Raw genomic sequence first — 21510 nt, 5'->3', positions numbered from 1 at the left:
CTATGGAAAGGACACAGGCACAGGTGCATCACTACCGACTGTACATCGACGGTACATGGGTGGAGACAGACGAGTGCATTCCCGTCACTCACAAGTACACGGGCGAGGTCATCGCCACGATCGCCAAGGCAAAGCGGCAGCACGTGGAAGACGCCGTCACATGCGCGCTGGAGACGTTCCGCCGAAGCACCCTGACGCCGAGCATGCGCGCAGACATCCTGCTGGAGGCAAGCCGGATTGCCGAACAACGCCGGGAGGAATTGGAACTGTCGCTGGTCAGGGAAGTGGGCAAGACACGCAAAGACGCCCGGGGCGAGCTGGACCGTGTCATCAATACACTGCGGCTGTCGGCCGAGGAAGCAAAGCGGATTGCCGGTGAGATGGTGCCCCTCGCGGCTACGCCGGGTGCGGAAAACCGGATCGGCTTTGCCATCCGCGTGCCCAAAGGGGTGATCGGGGCGATTACGCCGTTCAACTATCCGCTGCTCCTCGGCACGCATAAGGTCGCTCCCGCCATCGCCGCAGGCAACACAGTGGTGCTGAAACCGGCGACCGCCACGCCGATCGCGTCCTTTCTGCTGGTGGAACTGTTGGAACAAGCCGGCCTTCCAAAAGGGCACGTCAACATCGTCACCGGCTCCGGCAGCCAGGTGGGAGAATGGATGCTGGACGATCCCCGGATCGCCATGTACACCTTTACCGGCTCGGCGGAGGTGGGCGCCATCATCAAGCAGCGCAGCGGCCTGCGACCCGTGGCGCTGGAGCTGGGCAACAACTCCCCCAACATCGTCCACGAAGACGCCGACCTTGACCTGGCGGCGAAGCTGATCGCCCAGCGCAGCTTTCACAACGCGGGGCAGGCCTGCATCGCCGTGCAGCGAATCCTCGTGGCCGAGCGTGTCGCCGAAGCGTTTACAGAGGCATTCCTGCACGAGGTTCGTCAACTGCGCGTGGGCGATCCGGAAGACCCGGAGACGGACGTCGGGCCGATGATCAGCGAAGCGGAAGCGATCCGAGCGGAAAACTGGGTGCAGGAAGCTGTCGCGCAGGGGGCGGAGCTGCTTTGCGGAGGCCGGCGGGACAAAGCCGTGTTCCATCCGACGGTGCTGACGCGAACCACCCCGGAGATGAAGGTAAATTGTCTGGAGGTGTTCGCCCCGGTCGTCACCATCATCCCTTACCGCACCATCGAGGAAGCCTTTGCCGTCGCCAATGCATCCAGCTACGGCCTGCAGGCAGGCATTTTCACCAACGATTTGAACATTGCCATGCGGGCTGCACGGGTGCTGGAGTACGGCGGCGTCATCATCAACGACGTCTCCACGTACCGCAATGACGTGATGCCCTACGGCGGCATCAAGAACAGCGGTCTGGGCAAGGAAGGGCCGCGCTACGCGATCGAAGAGATGACCGACCTGCGCATGGTCGTGATGAATCTGAAACAGTAGGGGGGCGTGCCAATGCTGTTGAAAGACAAGGCGGTTATCGTCACGGGTGGCGGTTCCGGCATGGGAAAAGCGATCTGCCGCCGCTTTGTGCGGGAGGGGGCGCGGGTGGCCGTCGTCGATTGGAACGGGGAAGCCGCCCGGGAGACAGCCGAAGCGTGCGGCTCTGACGCATGGGCGGTTCCGGCAAACGTGGCCGTTGACGCCGAAGTAAAGGTGATGGTGGAGCGTACAGTTCAGCGATTCGGCACGGTGGACGCCGTCGTCAACTGCGCCGGGGTGCCGATGACGTTTACCCCGGTCGAGGAGGTGTCGGAAGAGCTGTGGCAGCGGATCATGGATGTCAATGTCAAGTCCATCTACCTGACGTCCAGGTACGTCGTTCCCGTCATGAAACAGCGGGGAAGCGGCGTGATCCTCAACATCTGTTCGATCGCCGGCATCCGCGCCCGCCCGGGACTAAACGCGTACTGCGCCTCGAAGGGAGCGGCGATCATGCTGACCAAGGCGTTGGCAATCGAACTGGCTCCCTACAAGATTCGCGTAAACGGGATCAATCCCGGTCCGGCGGAGACGCCGATGCTGCGCCAATTCATGAGCGGGGATGCGGAGAAAATCTCCAGGGACACGCAGGAGATCTTTGTCAGCAGCGTCCCGCTCGGCAGCCTGATCCAGCCGGACGATATCGCTCATGCTGCTCTTTATCTGTGCAGCGACTTGTCCCGAATGGTGACCGGGGAAATTGTCAACGTGGACGGCGGGCGGGGAATTTAAGTGAAAGCGAGGGGAACGCATGACAAACGAGCCGCTCATTCGCATAGAAAACGTCTCGTTTTCCTATCAGGTGAACCACGAACAGCAGATTCCCGTCCTGCACGGCGTCTCCTTTGAGGTGTACCGGGGTGAACACCTGGCCATTATTGGCCACAACGGCTCGGGAAAATCGACGATCTCCAAACACCTCAATGGCATCTTGACGCCGCGGGAAGGCGATGTTTGGGTAAACGGCATCAATACCCGGGACAAGAAGCGGATGCACGAGATCCGCAGCCTTGTCGGCATGGTTTTTCAACATCCCGACAACCAGCTTGTCGCCACCATCGTGGAGGAGGATGTCGCCTTTGGGCTGGAAAACATCGGCGTGCCGCCGGAGGAAATGAAGCAGCGCGTCGACTTTGCCCTGGAGTCCGTCGGAATGAGCGCGTTCCGCCACCGGCCGCCGCACCATCTGTCTGGGGGACAGAAGCAGCGGATCGCGATTGCCGGCGTCCTCGCGATGAAACCGCAGTGTCTGGTGATGGACGAAGCCACCAGTATGCTGGACAGCTTCGGACGGCAGGAGATACTTGCTGTCGTCCGCAGACTGCATCGTGAAGGAATGACGATCGTGAACGTGACGCACCACATGTCAGAAGCGGCGGCAGCGGACCGGGTGATCGTGATGGAAGGCGGCCGGATCGCGCTGCAGGGCACCCCGCGGGACGTGTTTGCCCAGCATGAGCGGCTGCGTGAGCTTCACTTGGACGTCCCGGACGCCAGCCGGATTGCTGCATGGGTCCACCGGGAAGTGCCGGCGTTTTCCCCCGCGCTGATTCACAACGAGGAAGTGGTGGCGGAAGTAAACAGGCTCACGCTTAAACGGGCGGAGGCGAGCGGATCATGAGTCAGCCGATCATTGAAGTACGGAATCTGTCACACGTGTACATGCAGAACACCCCGCTGGAGCACCGCGCCCTCACCGACGTGACCATGCAGGTGGCAGCAGGGGAGTGTATCGCCATCATCGGTCACACCGGATCGGGCAAATCGACGCTGATTCAACATTTCAACGGCTTGATCCGTCCCCAGTCCGGCACCGTCATCGTCAACGGGCTGGACGTCTCCCATCCGAAGCTGGACGTAAAAGCGCTCAGGCGTCAGGTGGGGCTGGTCTTTCAAAACCCGGAAGACCAGATTTTCGAGAAGCTGGTCGGCGATGACGTAGCGTACGGCCCGTTCAAGATGGGGCTGCCGCTGGATGAGGTGCGGCGCCGCGTACAGTGGGCCATGGAGCTGGTCGGGCTGTCGTTTCAGGAGATGAAAGACAGACCGACGTTTGCGCTCAGCGGCGGCCAAAAGCGGAAGGTGGCCCTGGCCGGCGTGCTGGCGCTTGCGCCCAAGGTACTGGTGCTGGACGAACCGACGGCCGGGCTTGACCCGCGTTCGCGCAACGAGCTGTTGGAGCGGATACGCCGGCTGAACCGAGAGGAAGGCCTGACGGTCATCTTCGTCTCTCACAACATGGAGGAAGTGGCCCGGCTGGCCGACCGCGTCTATGTCATGGCCGGCGGGCGGACCGTCTGCACAGGCACCCCGCGCGACATCTTTGGCAACCAGGAGATTTTGCGCGCCCATCGGATCGGAACGCCGGAGAGCGTCGACATCCTCTACCGGCTGCGGGACCAGGGGTATTCGGTCGATGTGGGGGCGTACCGCGCCGAAGAAGCAGCGGAGCAAATCGTGACGTTGATCAGGCGGTGAGGAGGGATTCGCATGTCCGCCGAATTTGAATTGACCCGAAACATCACGATCGGCCAGTATCTGCCGACAGGTTCGATCGTGCACCGGCTCGATCCGCGGTTTAAGTTGGCCGCCTTTGTCATCCTCATCCTCGCGATTGCGATCTGCGGCACCTACGCGGGCAACCTGTTCGGTCTCCTTGTCTGCTTGTGGCTGTTTCACCTCGCCAGGATTCCGCTGCGCTACGGCCTGTCCGGGGTAAAACCGGCTGTGCCGTTCATCCTCATCTTGGCCGTGTTGCAGCTGCTTTTTTACGGGGAAATCGCCCGAGGCGGGACCATCTATCTCCAGTACGGTATTGTGACCATCTCCAGCGAAAGCGTTCGGCTGGTGATCGTGTCGGCAATGCGGTTTGTGGAGGTGATCTTTCTCTCCAGCGTGCTGACGCTCAGCACGTCGACGACCGAGCTGACGCACGGGATGGAGCGGCTGTTACGGCCGCTTGCAGCCATCCGGTTTCCCGTCCACGCGTTCGCCCTGATCATCACCATCGCGATCCGCTTCGTGCCCACCTTTGCGCTGGAAATGGAAAAGATGATGAAGGCCCAGGCGTCGCGCGGCGCCGACTTTGGCACCGGCGAGTGGTGGCGGATCGTAAAACGGACGAAAGACATGCTGCCGATTCTCATCCCGCTGTTTAACGTGGCGCTGTCTCGCGCGGAGGACCTGATTCTCGCCATGGAGGCGCGCTGCTACACGCCGGGAGCGGCTCGGACGCGCTACGCCCACTACAAGGCGCACGGCAGGGATTACGCTGTCATTGCTGCAAGCGTGGTCATGGCTGCGGTGATGGTGGCGATACCCTGGTAGTGGAGAGTGCTTGCTGGACGGAAAAATCGCCAATAATCAGCATTCAATTAGGAGGGAAGACGCATGGAAAAGGGCTTGACGGTTCGCAAAATTGTGATCGCCGGTGTGTTAGGGGCCATTGCCATCCTGCTGGGCGTGACGCGTCTCGGCTTCATTCCGGTCCCGACGGCGGCAGGCAATGCGACGATCATGCACATCCCGGCAGTGATCGGCGGCATTGTGGAAGGGTGGGGCGTTGGGTTGGTGATTGGTCTCATTTTCGGTGTTTCTTCCTTTTTAAATGCCACAGTTCCGCTGTTTAAAGACCCGTTGGTCGCCATCCTGCCGCGGCTGTTTATCGGGGTCACGGCGTACCTGACGTACACGGGTTTGCGGCGTCTCAACGAGCATGCAGCGATTGCCCTTGCCGGCTTTGTGGGTTCGATGACAAACACGATCCTGGTGCTCGGGATGGCGGTTATCCGCGGCTACATGCCGGTCGGCGTCGCTGCCAGCGTAGCGGTGTTCAGCGGCCTTCCGGAAGCGATCGTCTCCGTTATCGTGACGCTGGCTGTCGTGGTGGCGTGGAAGAAAATCGGCTCGGCCGGCAAACAAAAGTCAAAAATTTCAGGAGATTTGTGATAGCGGGATGATGTACTGTCGGTTGCGTGCATGTGAGACAGCGGCGGAAGTTGTGATGCAGGGGGACTGACGGAAACGGACCAGCGGAATGCCGTCCCATCGCGGTATCCGTGCAGAATCTGGAGAGGAGCGATTGTCCATGAATCAAGTCATTTCCTATGTCGATGAGCAGGAAGTCGTTCGCCTGACGCAGGAGTTGGTGCGCATCCCGAGCGTGTATCGGCCAGGTCAGCCGGATGGCAACGAAGAGCGGGTCGCCCAATTTGTCGCCGAGACCCTGCAGCAGATGGGACTTCAGGTATTTTACGAGGAAGTGGTGCCGGGGCGGCCCAACGTGATCGCCTTTTACGATTCCGGCCGTCCGGGCAAAACGCTTCTCTTTGAGGCGCATACGGACGTCGTGACGGAGGGGGACCGCGACGCGTGGAGCTACGACCCGTTCGGCGGGCAGATCGCAGGCGGCCGCATCTACGGCCGGGGCGCCTGCGACACAAAAGGCAACCTGGCGGCGGCAATCTGTGCCGTCAAGGCGATTCAGCGTTCCGCCATCCCATTTCCGGGCAAAATTCTGCTCTGCATCCCTTGCGACGAAGAAGGCATGATGATCGGGATCAAGGATTTCATCCGCCGCGGGTGGGCGGACGGTGTGGATGCTGCGATCATCTGCGAGCCCGAGGAAAACCAGCTTTGCATCACGCAGAAAGGGGCAATGCGGGCGATCCTCAGGACCTACGGAAAAATGGCCCACGGCGCCATGCCGCTGACCGGGGTGAATCCCAACACCCGCATGGCCCGGGTGATACTCGCACTGGAGGAGTTGGAACGACGAGAGAAGGAACGTCTGGGAGAGCATCCCATGCTCGGGTGGCCCAGCATCACGCCGACGATTGTGCAGGCCCCGGTCAAGGGAGAACCGCAGATCAACGTCGTTCCCGATCAGTGCATGACTACGCTGGACATCCGCACGGTACCTGGTCAGGATCACGATGTGCTGCGCCGGGAGATGAACGACATTCTGGAGCGGCTGGCGCACGAGGATGACCAGTTCAAGGCCGTGCTGGACGTGATCGAGGAGCGCCCGTGGACGTTGACGCCAATGGAGGCGGAAGTGGTGCAGGCGGTCGCGACAGCATACCGGGAAGTGGCGAAAAAGGAGCCGGTCTTCAACGGAGTGCCCGGCGCCACCGACGGGACGTTTTTGCACAAGGCCGGCATCCCGATCCTGACCACCGGCGCGGGGGACCGGCACATCCCGCACCACGTCGACGAATACGTGGACATCGCACAACTCGTGGAGACGACCCAACTGTTTGCCCTGTCCGCACTGACCTATCTGACACAGCCGGTTCACGCTTGAAATGCGCGAAGGAGGAACGCCAATGAATCAGGAACAAACCGTGCAGCCATCCGTCGGCGAGCGGACTGTCCGCAAGGTGATGCGGCGAATCATCCCCTTTATTTTTCTGCTGTACATCGTTGCGTTCTTGGACAGGGTCAATTTGGGTTACGCGGCTCTGGAGATGAACCAGGCGCTGGGATTGAGCGCCGAGGTGTTCGGCCTTGTGTCCGGCATCTTTTTCATCGGGTACTTTCTATTTGAAATACCCAGCAATATCCTGATGCACCGGATTGGTGCCCGCATCTGGATCGCCCGCATCATTGTGAGCTGGGGGCTGGTCGTGATCGTCACGGCATGGGCGCAGAACGCCATGCACCTTTACGTTCTCCGCTTTCTTCTCGGCGTGGCAGAGGCGGGCTTCTTCCCGGGGATCATCTTGTACATCACGTACTGGTTTCGGGCACGGGAGCAGGCGCGCGCGTTTGCCTTGTTCATGACGGCGCTGGCCGCTTCCAATATCATCGGGGCCCCAATCTCCACCTGGATCATGGACAACATCAACTGGTTTGGCATGCCGGGATGGCGCTGGATGTTCATCCTGGAAGGTATCCCGGCGGTCATCTGCGGCGTTGTCACCTATTTCTACCTGACGGACCGTCCCGATGACGCGCATTGGCTGACTGCGGAAGAAAAGCAGTGGCTCAATGCGGAACTGGCTCGCGAACAGATGGCCAAACAGCACCAAAAGCGGTATACGACCAAAGACGTGCTGGCCAACCCGCGCGTGTGGCATCTGGCCCTGATTTACTTCACATTGGTCGTGGGGTTGTACGGAATCGGTTTCTGGATGCCGACGATCATCAAGCTGCTGTCCGGCAAGCTGACCAATACGCAGGTGGGATTGGTTACGATGATTCCCTATGTGATCGGCGGATTGGCGATGATTGCATGGGCCCGCCGCTCGGACCGTACCGGGGAACGGCGGATGCACGCGGCTATCCCTCCGGCGGTGGGAGCGCTCGGGTTGATCATCTGCGCCTTTACCGACGATCCGTACCTCTCCGTCCTCATGATGGGTGTGGCGACGGCTGGAATATACAGCTTCTTTGGACCGTTCTGGGCGCTGCCTGCGCTGTTCCTCAGCGAGGAAGCGGCGGCGGTGGGCATCGCGTTGATCAACTCCATCGGCAACCTGGGCGGTTTTCTCGGCCCTTATGCGCTCGGGTATTTGAACGAAGCGACGGGCAGCATGACAGCCAGCTTGTTTTTTCTCAGCGGGTTTTTACTCCTGTGCTCCCTGCTGACGCTGGCGATCAAGCGGCAGACCCTGGTGCAGCATCCCGAAACAAAGATGAAAGTGTAAGCGTTGCCCCTACCCGGAATCAGGGTAGGGGTTCCTTTTGAAAAACTTGCTCACTCCATAAGATTTTTTTTACAATAAGGAAGGAATTGATCAAGAAGTTGCTAAGGAGGCACGTGTGTATGGAGATGCGCTGGAGTTTGGACGTGTTGTACCCGTCTTTCGATTCCCCGGAACTGCAAAAAGATTGGGACAAATTGTGCAGTGAGATGAAGGAACTGAAAGCGTGGAGCAAAGAGCACCTGCATGGGCAGGATGACGCCGTGAACAAAATGGAAACGTACATAACCAAACTGACGTCTGTGCTGCAAACGCAGTCCCGTTTGTATCATTTTGCCGAGCTGACCGCCAGTGTCGACGCAAAAAACGAACGCGCCCTGCAATTGGTGGAGCGGATTCAGGAGCAGGCGGTGGAACTGGTGGAGCCAGGCGTCCAGTTTCAAAAGTGGTTGGGATCGCTTTCCGGCCTGGACAGTCTGATCAGCCAGTCTCCGCTGCTGGAAACGCACCGGTTCTTCCTCACCGAGACGGCGCAAAAGGCAAAGTACCTGCTGAGCGAAAAAGAAGAAATCATTCTGGCAAAGATGAAAAACACCGGCTCCAACGCATGGTCGAAGCTGCAGGAACTGCTCACCTCCACACTAATGGTAGACATCACCGTCGATGGCGAAGCGAAACAGCTGCCGCTGTCGGTCGTGCGCAACATGGCCTACGAAAAAGATCCGCAAGTGCGCAGGACGGCGTATGAGGCTGAACTGGCCGCGTACAAGAAAATCGAGGAATCGTCTGCAGCCTGCCTGAACGGCATCAAGGGCGAGGTGATCACCACCGTCAAACTGCGCGGCTACGAATCTGCTCTCGACAAAACGCTGCAGGACTCCCGCATGGACAAGGAAACGCTGGACGCGATGTTGACCGCGATGCGCGAAAGCCTGCCCGTCTTTCACAAGTACTACCGGACGAAAGCGAAGCTGTTGGGCCACGCGAACGGACTGCCGTTCTACGATCTGTTTGCGCCCGTGGGAGAGGCGGACATGCGCTTTACGTATCAAGAGGCGCGGGACTTTATCGTCAAACACTTCGGCAGCTTTAGTGAAAAGCTGGCCAACTACGCCGCGCGTGCGTTTGACAACCGCTGGATTGACGCCGAACCGCGCGAAGGCAAACGGGGCGGCGCGTTCTGCCACAACCTGCACGTCGTCAAGGAAAGCCGGATCATGGCCAACTTCACCGGCTCGTACAACGACGTGAGCACGTTGGCCCACGAACTGGGACACGGCTATCACGGTGAGTGCCTGGTAGACGAAGCGTTTTTGAACAGCGACTATCCGATGCCGATTGCCGAAACCGCTTCCATCTTCTGCGAGACGATCATCGCCAAAGCGGCGCTTCAGCAGGCGACCGAGGAAGAGGCGTTTGCCATTTTGGAAAATGCCATCTCCGGCGAAGGACAAGTCATTGTCGACATCTACAGCCGCTATCTGTTTGAATCGGAGGTGTTCAAGCGCCGTGAAAACGGCTCGCTTTCCGTCAACGAGCTGAAGGCAATCATGCTGCAGGCGCAAAAAGAGGCGTACGGCGACGGCCTGGACCACGAATTCCTGCACCCGTACATGTGGGTGTGCAAGCCGCACTACTACTTTGCCGATTACAACTTCTACAACTTCCCGTACGCGTTTGGCCTCCTGTTTGCCAAAGGGCTGTACGCCGAGTACCTGAAGCGCGGCGCTTCGTTTGTTGAACAGTACGACCAATTGCTTGCGGTCACCGGCAAGATGAACATAGCCGACGTTGCCGCCATCATGGACGTGGACGTCCGCTCCGTCGATTTCTGGCGCGGCTCGCTCGCCCTGATCGCGGAGGATGTGGAGACATTCGTCTCCCTGGCCGCATCCCGCAGCTAACCGACCTACCCAAGAGCCCGACGATTACCGTCGGGCTTTTACGTGTGTATAGCCAGCCGGTCAGGTGGAGACGATATGAAAAAAAGGATGAGGTGATATTGTGGTGAACGGATTGCAGTTGCTTGATCTTCTGCGGGAAACGGAAAACAAGATGCTCCATTTACATAGAGCCATCGACAGGATTACGAATGAACCCGATTTCAAGGAGTCGGTCAGCGTCTTGACCGAGGTAGTGCGGGATTACCAGTTGCAGTTGGACAAAATGAAACAGGCGTTGGGCAAAATCGAGATTGGCCAGCAACACTCCTCTCAACAGTCCACCCACCAGTAGACCCAGCCTTGTTGTAAAGAACATGTAATAAATCAGCCTTCCATGTAAAGTGGAAGGCTTCTTTTTTGGGAGCAACATACCAATTTTTTCAAGTAAAATGGACCTATGTATGCGTTTACATATCCTGCCATTCCATTTCTTTTGTCCATATGTCCTTGACAGGTTGCAGGACTGGTTGATGATTTATCTGGGAATTTGGGCACGAAAATGGAATTGTATTACATTTTCGTTACAAAACAGGTGTTCGTGAAGCAGGAAACTGCGACTATGGCCGGTGTGGAATTTCCTGCCGTATAATGACCGACAGGCGTGTCAATCCGAGTAAAACGTGATCGGGGAGTGTCGAGATGGAGAAGGCTGGGATTCGCAAACGAATCAGTTGGCTGCTCCTCGCGGGATTCGCCGGCGCCACTGTCGGCTTTGCCATGTGGATGTTTCCCACGTCTGCCCAGGTTGAGACGGTGCAAACGTCGGAGGGACACCATATAAAATTCCGCACGCACGGCGAGCAGCTACAGATGTATAAAGACAGCACGTGGAAACCCTACTTCGTTAAAGGGATAAACTTGGGGGCATCCCTGCCGGGGCATTATCCTGGCGAACTGCCGATCCAAAAAGAAGACTACGAACGCTGGTTCGGCCAGATGTACGAATTGGGTGTCAGAGCCGTGCGGATTTACACCATCCATCAGCCTGTCTTCTACGAGACACTGGTGGAGTTCAATCGGAAGCACGCCGATGATCCGCTCTACCTGATTCAGGGAATCTGGTCGCCGGAAGAAGCGCTGATTGAAAAGAAGGATGCGTTTTTACCGGAGATCAAGACCGAGTTTCGCCAGGAAATCGAATACGCCGTTGGAGCGGTGTACGGAGACATCGAGATTCCCGAACGGCAGGGCAAAGCAAGTGGTACATACACAGCCAATGCCGGTCCCTACCTGTTGGGCTGGCATATCGGAACCGAATGGGACCCGGAAATGGTGAGCCAGACAAACCGAGTGCGCAGACAGGAACCGATGTATCACGGGCGTCACTTTCAGGCCGCTCCCGCAGCCACGCCGTTTGAGAGCTGGCTGGCGGAGATGCTTGATTATACAGCCCAACTGGAAGCCAAACGGGGCTGGCAGCATCCGGTGACGTTTACCAACTGGGTCACGACCGATCCGCTCTCCCATCCGGGTGAACCGATCATTCACGAGGACATGGTCAGCGTCGATCCGACGCATATCCAGAACGTCAACTGGGAGGCGGGTTTCTTCGCCGCCTATCACGTCTATCCGTATTATCCGGACTTTTTCCGGTTTGATCCGGAGGTCAGAACGGTGAAAAACGAGCGCGGCGAGATCGATCCGTACAAATCCTACCTCAGGCAATTGAAGTCCCACCACAAAGGGATGCCTGTCATGGTTACCGAGTTTGGTGTTCCCTCGTCCTTGGGAGTCGCGCACCTTGGCCCCTTGGGACGCGATCAGGGCGGACACGACGAGCGCGAGCAGGGACGCATCAATGCGGAACTGCTTCAGGAGATTTACGCCGAAGGGTATTCGGGCGCCATACTGTTCACCTGGCAGGACGAATGGTTTAAACGGACCTGGAACACCATGCGGTTCGAGATTCCGGAAGACCGGCGGGCGTACTGGAAAAACGAACTGACCAATGAATCGTTCTTCGGGCTTCTGGCGATGGATGCCGGCAAGGAAGATGATCTGGTCATCGACGGAAAGGCGGACGATTGGGACAGGCTGCCGGCGGAGGAAAAACGAAAGATGCCGGCACATATGCCCGGATTTCGCGACATCTGGATGACGCATGACGAAGCTTACGTCTACTTGCTGGCCCGGTTGGACGGTGCGTTTCAGCCGGAGAAGGAAACGTTGTACCTCGGCTTTGACACCATACCGGGCGGCAACCGGCAATCCGGCGAACTGCCCGGACTGTCGCTGGATGAGGGACTGGAGGCGCTCGCTGTGCTGGGAACCGAGCAGGAAAGCCAGGTCAAACTGGCGGCCCAATACGATTTCCATCGCCGACTGTACGGAGAGCGTTTCGGAATGTTGAGCATCCCGGAGGAAGAGCGCCAAGACAATTCCGGAGTGTTTACGCCGGTGAAGCTGGCGGTCAGCCTGGAGATGACTCCCCCGGATACGAAGCAGTACCATCCGTTTGAGGAGGTGGTGGTAGGAAAATTACGTCGGGGGACGACCGCTGTTGGAAAAGAAGGCTACAGCTCACAGGCACACTGGCAGGTCAACGGTGAGTGGTTGGAAGTACGCATTCCCTGGATGCTGATCGGGTTTACCGATCCAAGTACAAAACACGTCCTGAGCTATCGAGACGGCAATACAAAGTCGTTTGACGCCGTCAAGACCGAAGGGATTCGCATCATTGCCCTGCGGGGGGATAAAGCGTCCGGACGGCTCCAGGGAGTGGACGGCACCGTTGTTCCGCTCTCGACATGGGAGCGGTATACCTGGCGGGAGTGGGAACTGCCGCAGTTTTCGGAACGACTCAAAGAGAGCTATTCGATCTACCAGAAAGCGCTGCAGACCATTCCGGCCGACCGCTAGTGGCAAGGTAGTCAAGTTAGAGGAGAGGAGAGGAGAGCGAGAAGCATGTTTCAACATCTGCAGATCGCATACGGGTTTATCTGCGTCGCATCCGCATTGATTGTCAGCGGGATGGTCCTCCTGCTCGTGTTCAAGTGGCGAAACCTGCGTGTGGCTCGCATGAAAGACGAAGCACGAAAAAAGCAGCAGGACTATGTGGCGTACGTCATCGCTCATCTCGATGCGGATGAGGAGTTGAAACTCCCGATTGGTCCGCTCGACAAGTGGGACCTGGCCGTGTTGGAAGAGCAGTTGATCGAGCTGGCGGAGCGCGTCAAAGGAAGACACCGCGAGCGGCTGGCCGAATTGTTTGAGCGGCTGGGGCTGCCGGAAATGGAACTGGCCCGTCTGTCCCGTTCGTTTGGCGTGAGCCGCTTGGACGCTGCCTACAAATTGGGAGCGATGGGGTGCAGCCAGGCTGCTCCTGCGCTGTTGTCGGTCCTGAAAACGGAGCGAGACGAACCGGGCCGCTTTATCATCGCCCGCGCTATCGCCCGTTGCGCCAGAGATACGGCGGATCTGCGTGAAATGGTTACGCACATGGTCGCCCTTTCTCCGGAATCGCCCCGGCTTATGGCCGAGATTCTGAGCGAGTCGGCTGTCGATCCTGTGCCGCTGATGCGGGAGTGGATCGAACATTCCGATTGGCGGCTGGTGCTGGTTGCGATGGCCGGGATGCCGTCCACGGCTGACCAGGAGCTGCTCGGCAGCTTGTGGAAGCTGATCGGTGCGGACGAGAAAGAGATCCGCATCAACGCAGCCAAGCTGCTGCTCCGTTCAGGGGATGGGGTGACGCCACAGCAGGTGGAATCGCTCATTACGCACCCGGATTGGGAGATCAGATCGCTTACGGCCAAGTCGATCGGCAGATGGGCAGACGACCGCTATGTGCCGCTGCTCAGTCGGGCCATTGAAGATGAGAACTGGTGGGTGCGGTACAATTCCGCCCGCAGCCTGGCCGCACTCGGCGACGACGGATTCAGAGCCCTGTGCGAGATCGCTTCGCAGGCGAAGCAGCCTGAAATCGCCGACCTGGCCATGCAAAACATCCAGGAAGCGCTCCGCAGCGAGAGCGACGTCAGCGGTCAGGCTGGTGCCGCAGGAGCCAAAACCAAGCAGGCCATGTACCACTCTTATTTCAACACGCAGCAGGCAGGCCATATGACAGGATAAGCGTGGAATACTTCCCCGAGAAGGGAGATAGCAGCACGAACTACTTCCGTGAGAGAAAGCCAACTTCATCGGAAGGTCTACGATGGAAGATTTCTTCGGAGGGAAAGGAGGAATTATGCGCGATCTGTTGCTGGGTTACGGGTTGTTTGCCATGTACTACGTCATGGTGGTCAACTCGATATACCTGCTGATTACCATCTTCTCGCATCTGAACATCTCGAAGATCATGAAGCGTTCCCGGTATACCCGTTATCAGTCACTTGCCGGATCGGATCGGGTCCCGCCCGTCTCCATCCTGGTGCCGGCATTCAATGAGGAGCTGACGATTATCGAGAACGTTCGCTCCCTGCTGGCTCTGCATTATCCGCAGTACGAAGTGATTGTCATCAACGACGGGTCCAAGGACGATACGCTGCAGGTGCTCATCAAGGAATTTGGATTGATCCGGCAGCCGCACGCCCGGATCCGCAATGTGGTGCACTCGTCGCCCGTTAAAGGGATTTATCACAACCCGCAGTACCCGCAGCTCTATGTCATCGACAAGGAAAACGGCGGCAAGGCGGATTCACTCAACGCAGGCATCAACTTGTCCCACTATCCGCTGATCGCGTCAATTGATGCCGATTCCTTGCTGGAAAAAGACGCACTCATCCGGATGGCACAGGTGTACATGGAAAATCCGGAAGAGACCGTCGCCATCGGCGGAAACGTGCGCATCGCCAACGGTTGCCTGATCGAGGACGGCATCGTCAAGAAAGTGAGGCTTCCTGACAAACTGCTGCCGATGTTTCAGACCATCGAATACATGAAAGCCTTCCTCGGCGGTCGGATTGGATGGAGCTCGATCAACGGCTTGATCATCGTGTCGGGGGCATTTGGCCTCTTCCGCAAAGACTGCGTGATCAAAGTTGGCGGCTACCGCGAAGGGTACCCCGGCGAGGACATGAACATCATCATTAAATTGCACAAGTACATGCTGGAGAACAAGCTGAAGTACCGTGTTGCCTTTTGTCCCGATGCTGTCTGCTGGACGCAGGCGCCGGACACATTCCGTATCTTGAGCAGTCAGCGCAAGCGCTGGGGCCGGGGTAACCTGAAAAACATGCTGGAATACCGGCACATGCTGTTCAATCCGAAGTATAAGATCATGGGCCTGTTGACCATGCCTTACAACGTGATGTTTGAAACGCTGAATCCCTATTTCAAGCTGACCGGGCTGCTCGCCCTGATCGGATACAGTTTGATGGACATGACCGATGCACACATCGTTCTGGTCTTTATGGCGATCAACCTCTTGTACGGCTACATGCTCACCGTCAGCGCCATTTTGCTGGAAGAGCGGGCGTTCCGCCGTTATCCGAAAATGAGCGATCTGGCCAAGCTGCTGGGATACGGATTCCTGATGTTTTTCGGGTACTACCAATTGGGAGCGATTTGGCGCCTCCTCGGTCACATTGAGTTTTTCCGCAAGAACAACACGTGGGGTGTCATGACGCGGCAGAGTTGGAAAGTAGAGACGCGACAATCGTGACGCATCTGCAAAGGAGTGGAGAAGATGCCTACAAGCGGTAACCAACGTGTGGCAGAGTCCCGGTTTGCCGAAAAGCTGTCGTATTTTTTGCGGTACTACGAGGCGAGCAACCTGGCGTGCGGTCTGATTGCCGCCCGATGCGAATCAGACGGTGACCCGGAATGGGCCGGACTGCAGCAGTATATCCAGGATCGCGATCCCCGGCAGGCTGCTCAGGTCTTTTACGACGACGAGTCAAAGGTGCTGTTCCTCTTGTTGGACGGCACAACGCTGGCCGATACGCACTATCTGGCGCTGCAAGTCAAGGAGAGGTTGCAGGAGCGCCACCGGCTGCAAGGGAGCGTCTACATTGCCAGCTTTCCCGAAAGCGGCGATTCGTTCGAGGCGTTGTATCAGGAAGTGATCCGGCGACTGGAACAAAAGGCCGGAGCCGCAGACAGTTTGCAGTTTGTCGTGTGCCAACCGTCTGTGCGGCCTCACCGCCTGCTGCTAATTGAGAACGACCCCGTCGTCAGGCAGCTCCTGGCGGTTCGGTTCGCGCGCAGCGGATACGATGTGCATACCGCAATAGACGGCGCAGAGGGGATGGAAAAATACCTGCAGCTGCGTCCTGACCTGGTAATCACTGAACTAACGCTGCCGGTGATGAACGGGTTTCAGGTGATCGATTGGCTTCGAGAGCAGCAGGAACCTGAAGCGCGATGCAAAATTGTGGTGCTGACGGACAAACGTCTGGAGGAAGACATGACCAAATGCTTCCAAAAAGGCGTTGCCGATTATATCACCAAACCATTTTCCCCCATTGAGCTGGACTGGCGCATCAAGCGCTTGCTAGTCTCCTAGACATACAAATAAACCGGAGGGATGCCAAGTGGACAGATTTACGGCATTGCAGCAAAAAATTGAAAACAAAACAGCAAAAGTCGGTGTCATCGGATTGGGCTATGTGGGCCTACCGCTTGCCGTCGAGATCGCGAGACACGGGTTTACCGTGTTTGGCATCGATCTGGATCTGAAAAAAATCGAGACGCTGCAGCGGGGAGAGTCGTACATTGGCGACGTACCCAACGAGTCAGTCCGCCCGTTGGTGGAAGAAGGCCGGTTTATTCCAACCGCCGATTACCGCGTATTGAAAGAGTTGGACGCAATCAGCATTTGCGTGCCGACGCCGCTGAGTGAAAATCAGGACCCGGACACGTCCTACATTTCCCGCGTCGTTGATCAGATCAAACACTACGTCCAAAACGGACCGCTGATCACGCTGGAGAGCACCACCTATCCCGGCACCACCGAAGAACTGATTCAGTGGGAGCTGGAAAAAATGGGCTACCGTGTGGGAGTCGACTTTTTCCTGTGCTTCTCGCCGGAGCGGGTGGACCCCGGCAACAACCGTTTCCAAACCACCAATACACCGAAAGTCATCGGTGGTACGACCGAGAAATGCCTGGAATTGGGTGTCAAGTTGTACAGCAACTTCATTGAAAACATCGTTCCCGTTTCGTCGACGAAAGTGGCGGAAATGTCCAAGCTGCTGGAAAACACCTTCCGCAGCGTGAACATCGCCTTCATCAACGAGATGGCGCTCATGTGCGAACGGATGGGCATCGACGTGTGGGAAGTTATCAAAGCGTCCTCGACCAAACCGTTCGGCTTCATGCCGTTCTATCCCGGCCCGGGCATTGGCGGCCATTGCATCCCGCTGGACCCGATGTACCTGTCGTGGAAGGCAAAAGGCTACCGTTTCTTCAGCAAGTTCATTGACCTGGCCCAATCGATCAACAACGGCATGCCCGATTACGTCGTCTACAAAGCGTCTGTAATTCTCAACCGTTACGCCAAATCGCTGCGCAACTCGCGCGTCCTGCTGCTGGGTATGGCGTACAAACCGGATATCGACGACGTGCGCGAATCTCCGGGATTGCAAGTATACGAACTGTTCAAGGATGCAGGGGCGTTCGTTGACTACTACGATCCGCACGCCGTCACGTTCAAAGACAAACACGGTCAAGAAGTCAAGAGCGTCGAGTACGACATCCGCGAGTGGAAAAAATATGACATCATGGTACTGATCACCAACCACAGTGCGTTTAATTACCGTGAACTGGCCGACCTGGGCGTCGCCATTCTGGATACGCGTAACGCTTTCGACGGCATTCATGTTCCGCACTTATACAAACTGGGTACCTCCATTGCGCCAGTGGAGGCGAAGGAACCGTCCATGGCGATCTAGTCCTTCGCCGCTTTCCACGAGGCGTAATCATGGATGGCATGCCCGCCATATGAGGCAAATGGCCGCAGATGCGCGTCAGTGATGGACAACTGGCGCAGCATCTCGGCCTTTCCTTTTTCCGAAAAACTTACCTTGTCGCCTTCGTTCGTGGCGTTGATGCTGACGCCGACCAGCACGGTCTTGTTCCAGGCAGCGGCAGTGTTCAGCTCACTGCGGACATGCGCGATGATGCCGTCGTCTTCAACTGCCTGGTTGCGGTAGGCCATTAGGGTGACGTGATCAAACTGCCGGATCATCCACGAGCTGAGCTGCCCGGAGGGAGTCTCTCCGGGAACAGACGGAACCTCATCCAGCCAGAAGGGCAGATCGGCCCCGGCGACCAGATCGCTGTGTTCCTTGATCTGCGCGACGATGCGTTCTGTATTTTCCTTCCATTCGCGGATGACTCGGTCACGGTCGGTTTTCCACTGCGGAAGCAGATATGGCTCGATGTCGAGGTGGATGCCGGTGAAGCTCTCGCTTCTCAGTACAGCATCGTTGTATCGACGCACCCAATCGACAAACGCCTGGAGGTCGTCATAGCGTTTACGCAGCGCCCACTCAGGCTGGCCGTTCAGGGCGTGTACATCGATGCCAAGCGACCGCGCTTTGCGAATGAAGTGCCGGTAGTGATCGACGGAGACGTCGGATGGCTTTACCTGCAGGTAGAGCAGAGTCACACCGTTTTTTTGCAAAAACGAAAGGATCTCGTCCGGTTCGGTCGCGATCCGGCGTACGTCCCACAGCCACGTCGCCTTGATCAGACGGCGATCGTCCGATTGGACCTCAACCGGAGCAGGAGCATGGGAGAGTACGGGAAAAACAAACGGCAGGAAGAGGAGCGCACTTACCGCAGCGATCCACGTGCCGCGCGACGAGGGACGAAACAGTTTCATAACGGCTTCCTCCTGATTGGAATTACTCAGCATAGTTGTACCACAGGTAGGATGGAAAAAAACAAAGCGAAAAGTCTTATTTTTGCTCCCGTTTTTGGCGCAGACGTCAGTCCGGAACAGGACTTGGCGCGTCATATCCACACCGGCCAACAGGGGTATATGACAAATAAAAAAACGGCAGGGCCAGTGCAAGCCTTGCCGTTTCTTGTTCGCGCTGAGCGATCTATTGGAGCTATTGGATCAGGTAGCGCTTCACTCCGTAAAAGGGGTAGAGCTTGTGCATGTTTTCCACTTTTTCGTAACGGACGTCGGTTCCGTTGGCGTGGACAATGAGGCCGTTGCCCATGTAGAGGGCGACGTGGGAGACGCGCCCTTTGTTCAGCGAGTCGTAGAAGAGCAAGTCGCCCGGTACGGCCTGTTCCAGGGGAACGGCTTGTCCACCGGCAAACTGTTCCTCCGACGTGCGTGGCAGCGTGACGCCAAGCTGCTGAAGGACGTAGGCGGTAAAGCCGCTGCAGTCAAATCCGTCCGGTGTCGTTCCACCATACACGTAAGGGGTCTTCAGCAGCGGCTGGACGATCGCCTGCAGACGATCCGCGCCGCGGGTATCATCAGAAAAAACGGGCAGCGAAGCAGAAGGAGCAGTGGCAGCGGTGTCGCTCAGATAGGTAGTGTAGACGTATGCTTCCGTCGATCCATAGGCGATTTTGCTCCATTCAGCACCATGCTCCAGGATTTGCACGACGGTGCCGAAGGGGAGTTTTCCCAGAATCGCGCCGTCGAGGGAAGGCGTTTGACGCACATTCAGCACATCCGCCGTCACTGTCATGTTCCGGCTATCAGCAATATCCGGTGGGCGGACACCGACATCGCTGCCGGAAGCCGGCGAAACATCAGCAAGTTGTGGAACCGGCGTTTCAGCATGGGCGATTTCGGAGAGCGGCAGGTTCAGCTTCTGTCCGATCGCCAGCCGGTCGGATGTCAAGTTGTTCATCTGCATCAGCACCTGCACGGTCGTCCCGTGTTCACGCGCGATTTTGCTCAAGGTGTCTCCGGCCGCCACAACATAGACAGCGGGAGATTCCTGCGCGGCGGCTGTCGGGATCGCCGCTGACGTCGTCAAGGCAATAAAGGAGAGGATAGTGAAAATTCGTGAAGTTGGTTTCATTGTCGTTCGTCTCCATCATTCAGCATTTTCCGCAAGTCTCTATGGTAAATTGTAGCGAAATTTGCATGGTAAATCTATGAAAAATTTTTTCAAAGAACGACAAAAAAGTGCTTGCTTTTTCCCTTTCGACCATGCTATATTACAAGAGTCGCTGAGATGAAAATCAGCAGATGGCAGAAGACACGGAGCTGTGGTGAAGCTGGAGTTCACGCCGGTCTGTCACACCGGAGGTCGCGGGTTCGAGTCCCGTCAGCTCCGCCATTACAACAACGTTTCGCGTACAGCGACACCGGTGCAGCGATTCGGCACCATGTACATGCGGTCATGGCGGAATTGGCAGACGCGCTAGATTCAGGTTCTAGTGGTGGCAACACCGTGGAGGTTCAAGTCCTCTTGACCGCACCATCCATTATCCCTCTTGTGCAAGCAGGGCCATGTACGGGCAGCTTAATCCGGAAAACAGCAGTTAATTGACAATGTGAATACCTGCGATACACACCGTACCATGCGGTCGTGGCGGAATTGGCAGACGCGCTAGATTCAGGTTCTAGTGGTGGCAACACCGTGGAGGTTCAAGTCCTCTCGACCGCACCATACCTATCCCGTACAAGACGGTACATGGTACGTGTTCACGTACCGTTGTACCTTTTTGCATCAGCTCAAACCACAACCTAGACGAGATTCGAAAAAGCGCAAGCGCATTTCGCTTGGGCTTTTTTTACGTGTTTCGGATGGTGAGGCAGTCCGTCCGCTCACCATTCGAGCATGAATTGTGCCTGCCTTGGAAATCCTCAGTTGCACAGAAGGGAGTTTTCAGCATGATCATTGAAATTTTTCAGGACACGATCTGCCCGTGGTGCCGCATCGGCAAAAAACATTTGTTTGACGCGATTCGTCAGTGGGGCGGCGAGCCTGTGACAATTCGTTACCGCGCGTACCAGCTCAATCCGGATACGCCCAAAGAGGGCTTGCCGTTTTGGGACACGATGGCGGCGATGAAAGGCGGTCGCGACGTCGTGGAGCGTATGGTGCAGCATGCCGCCAACGCGGGTGAGGCGGCAGGCGTTCCGTTTCGCTTTGACCGGGTGAAAATGTGGCCCAATACGTATGCGTCCCATACATTGATCAAACTGGCGCCGCCGGAGAAGGCGACCGACCTGGTGGACGCGATTTTTCAGGCGTACTTTGAGGAAGGGAAAGACATCGGCAGCCTGGATGTGCTTGCCGCCATCGCCGTCTCCCAGGGGATGGATGCTGACTGGGTCCGCAGCCAGCTTGTCTCCGACGCCAAACGGGAGGAGATTGCCGAAGACCTGGCGTATGCACGCGAATTGAACATCACCGGCGTTCCGTTTTTCATCATCGACGGCAAACTGGCGCTGTCCGGCGCCCATCCGGCGGACAACTTCCTGCAAGCGTTCCGTCAGGCTACCGACATGTCGACACTCCTGTAACGATCCATCACCCCCTGCGCCAATCCCAAACCGCCGTCTGCGCA

At 57.4% G+C, this 21510-nt stretch carries 18 protein-coding genes and 3 tRNA genes; 19 read left to right on the top strand and 2 right to left on the bottom strand.

The genetic code is table 11. The features are described from left to right. Positions 1-2 precede the first annotated feature (2 nt). The 15 genes from Q7F15_RS10420 to Q7F15_RS10350 all read left to right on the top strand — a co-directional run bounded on the left by Q7F15_RS10420 (position 3) and on the right by Q7F15_RS10350 (position 17909). A complete protein-coding gene (locus Q7F15_RS10420) occupies positions 3-1448 on the top strand; it encodes an aldehyde dehydrogenase family protein (protein ID WP_212131984.1) in 1446 nt (481 codons plus the stop codon). Positions 1449-1460: 12 nt separating this feature from the next. Continuing rightward, entirely contained in the window at positions 1461-2219 is a 759-nt protein-coding gene (locus tag Q7F15_RS10415; RefSeq protein WP_171564883.1) for an SDR family oxidoreductase, read from the top strand. 19 nt (positions 2220-2238) lie between these two features. Beyond that, positions 2239-3108: an energy-coupling factor transporter ATPase gene (locus Q7F15_RS10410; protein ID WP_171564882.1), complete on the top strand. Its 870-nt coding sequence runs from the start codon at positions 2239-2241 to the stop codon at positions 3106-3108. After that, positions 3105-3965, top strand: a complete 861-nt coding sequence (locus Q7F15_RS10405; RefSeq protein WP_171564881.1) for an energy-coupling factor transporter ATPase — start codon at positions 3105-3107, stop codon at positions 3963-3965. Before Q7F15_RS10410 ends, Q7F15_RS10405 begins: the two co-directional genes overlap by 4 nt. A gap of 12 nt (positions 3966-3977) precedes the next feature. Further along, complete coding sequence (locus tag Q7F15_RS10400) at positions 3978-4814, top strand: energy-coupling factor transporter transmembrane component T family protein (RefSeq protein WP_171564880.1); 837 nt, start codon at positions 3978-3980, stop codon at positions 4812-4814. Positions 4815-4877: 63 nt separating this feature from the next. Further along, positions 4878-5435 carry an ECF transporter S component gene (locus tag Q7F15_RS10395; protein WP_171564879.1) on the top strand — a complete coding sequence of 186 codons (558 nt, stop codon included), beginning with the start codon at positions 4878-4880 and terminating at the stop codon, positions 5433-5435. 139 nt (positions 5436-5574) lie between these two features. Then, complete coding sequence (locus tag Q7F15_RS10390; protein ID WP_171564878.1) at positions 5575-6792, top strand: M20 family metallopeptidase; 1218 nt, start codon at positions 5575-5577, stop codon at positions 6790-6792. 22 nt (positions 6793-6814) lie between these two features. After that, a complete protein-coding gene (locus tag Q7F15_RS10385) occupies positions 6815-8137 on the top strand; it encodes an MFS transporter (protein ID WP_230076913.1) in 1323 nt (440 codons plus the stop codon). A 119-nt stretch (positions 8138-8256) separates the two neighbouring features. After that, positions 8257-10038 carry a M3 family oligoendopeptidase gene (locus tag Q7F15_RS10380; protein WP_212131980.1) on the top strand — a complete coding sequence of 594 codons (1782 nt, stop codon included), beginning with the start codon at positions 8257-8259 and terminating at the stop codon, positions 10036-10038. 100 nt (positions 10039-10138) lie between these two features. Next, on the top strand, positions 10139-10369 hold the full coding sequence (locus Q7F15_RS10375; RefSeq protein WP_171564875.1) for a hypothetical protein: 231 nt from the start codon (positions 10139-10141) through the stop codon (positions 10367-10369). A 347-nt stretch (positions 10370-10716) separates the two neighbouring features. Further along, positions 10717-12936, top strand: a complete 2220-nt coding sequence (locus Q7F15_RS10370; protein ID WP_171564874.1) for a hypothetical protein — start codon at positions 10717-10719, stop codon at positions 12934-12936. 45 nt (positions 12937-12981) lie between these two features. Further along, positions 12982-14148, top strand: coding sequence for a HEAT repeat domain-containing protein (locus Q7F15_RS10365; protein WP_230076914.1), 1167 nt, complete (start codon positions 12982-12984; stop codon positions 14146-14148). A gap of 115 nt (positions 14149-14263) precedes the next feature. Continuing rightward, the gene (locus tag Q7F15_RS10360; protein ID WP_171564872.1) at positions 14264-15679 is read left to right on the top strand and encodes a glycosyltransferase family 2 protein; all 1416 of its coding nucleotides are present in this window, start codon (positions 14264-14266) and stop codon (positions 15677-15679) included. Between the two features lie 24 nt (positions 15680-15703). After that, positions 15704-16522, top strand: coding sequence for a response regulator transcription factor (locus Q7F15_RS10355; RefSeq protein WP_212131977.1), 819 nt, complete (start codon positions 15704-15706; stop codon positions 16520-16522). Between the two features lie 28 nt (positions 16523-16550). Continuing rightward, the gene (locus tag Q7F15_RS10350; RefSeq protein ID WP_230076916.1) at positions 16551-17909 is read left to right on the top strand and encodes a nucleotide sugar dehydrogenase; all 1359 of its coding nucleotides are present in this window, start codon (positions 16551-16553) and stop codon (positions 17907-17909) included. Here Q7F15_RS10350 and Q7F15_RS10345 read toward each other — a convergent pair. Both Q7F15_RS10345 and Q7F15_RS10340 read right to left on the bottom strand, forming a co-directional pair. After that, complete coding sequence (locus Q7F15_RS10345; protein ID WP_171564869.1) at positions 17906-18844, bottom strand: hypothetical protein; 939 nt, start codon at positions 18842-18844, stop codon at positions 17906-17908. The genes Q7F15_RS10350 and Q7F15_RS10345 overlap by 4 nt on opposite strands. A 232-nt stretch (positions 18845-19076) precedes the next feature. Beyond that, entirely contained in the window at positions 19077-20012 is a 936-nt protein-coding gene (locus Q7F15_RS10340; protein WP_304414326.1) for a C40 family peptidase, read from the bottom strand. 184 nt (positions 20013-20196) lie between these two features. Between Q7F15_RS10340 and Q7F15_RS10335 the strand changes: the two genes are divergently transcribed. The 4 genes from Q7F15_RS10335 (at position 20197) to Q7F15_RS10320 (ending at position 21466) form a co-directional block, all read left to right on the top strand. Continuing rightward, positions 20197-20273 (top strand) — tRNA-Asp (locus Q7F15_RS10335). Positions 20274-20330: 57 nt separating this feature from the next. After that, positions 20331-20417, top strand: a tRNA-Leu gene (locus tag Q7F15_RS10330). Positions 20418-20519: 102 nt separating this feature from the next. Then, positions 20520-20606: transfer RNA gene (locus tag Q7F15_RS10325), tRNA-Leu, on the top strand. A gap of 224 nt (positions 20607-20830) precedes the next feature. Beyond that, a complete protein-coding gene (locus tag Q7F15_RS10320) occupies positions 20831-21466 on the top strand; it encodes a DsbA family oxidoreductase (RefSeq protein ID WP_304414325.1) in 636 nt (211 codons plus the stop codon). Positions 21467-21510 lie beyond the last annotated feature (44 nt).

It is taken from the genome of Brevibacillus aydinogluensis (assembly GCF_961514395.1).
Classification (GTDB): Bacteria; Bacillota; Bacilli; order Brevibacillales; family Brevibacillaceae; genus Brevibacillus; species Brevibacillus aydinogluensis.
Note: the sequence above shows the minus strand (reverse complement) of the source record. Positions and strands in the feature narration are given on the sequence as shown.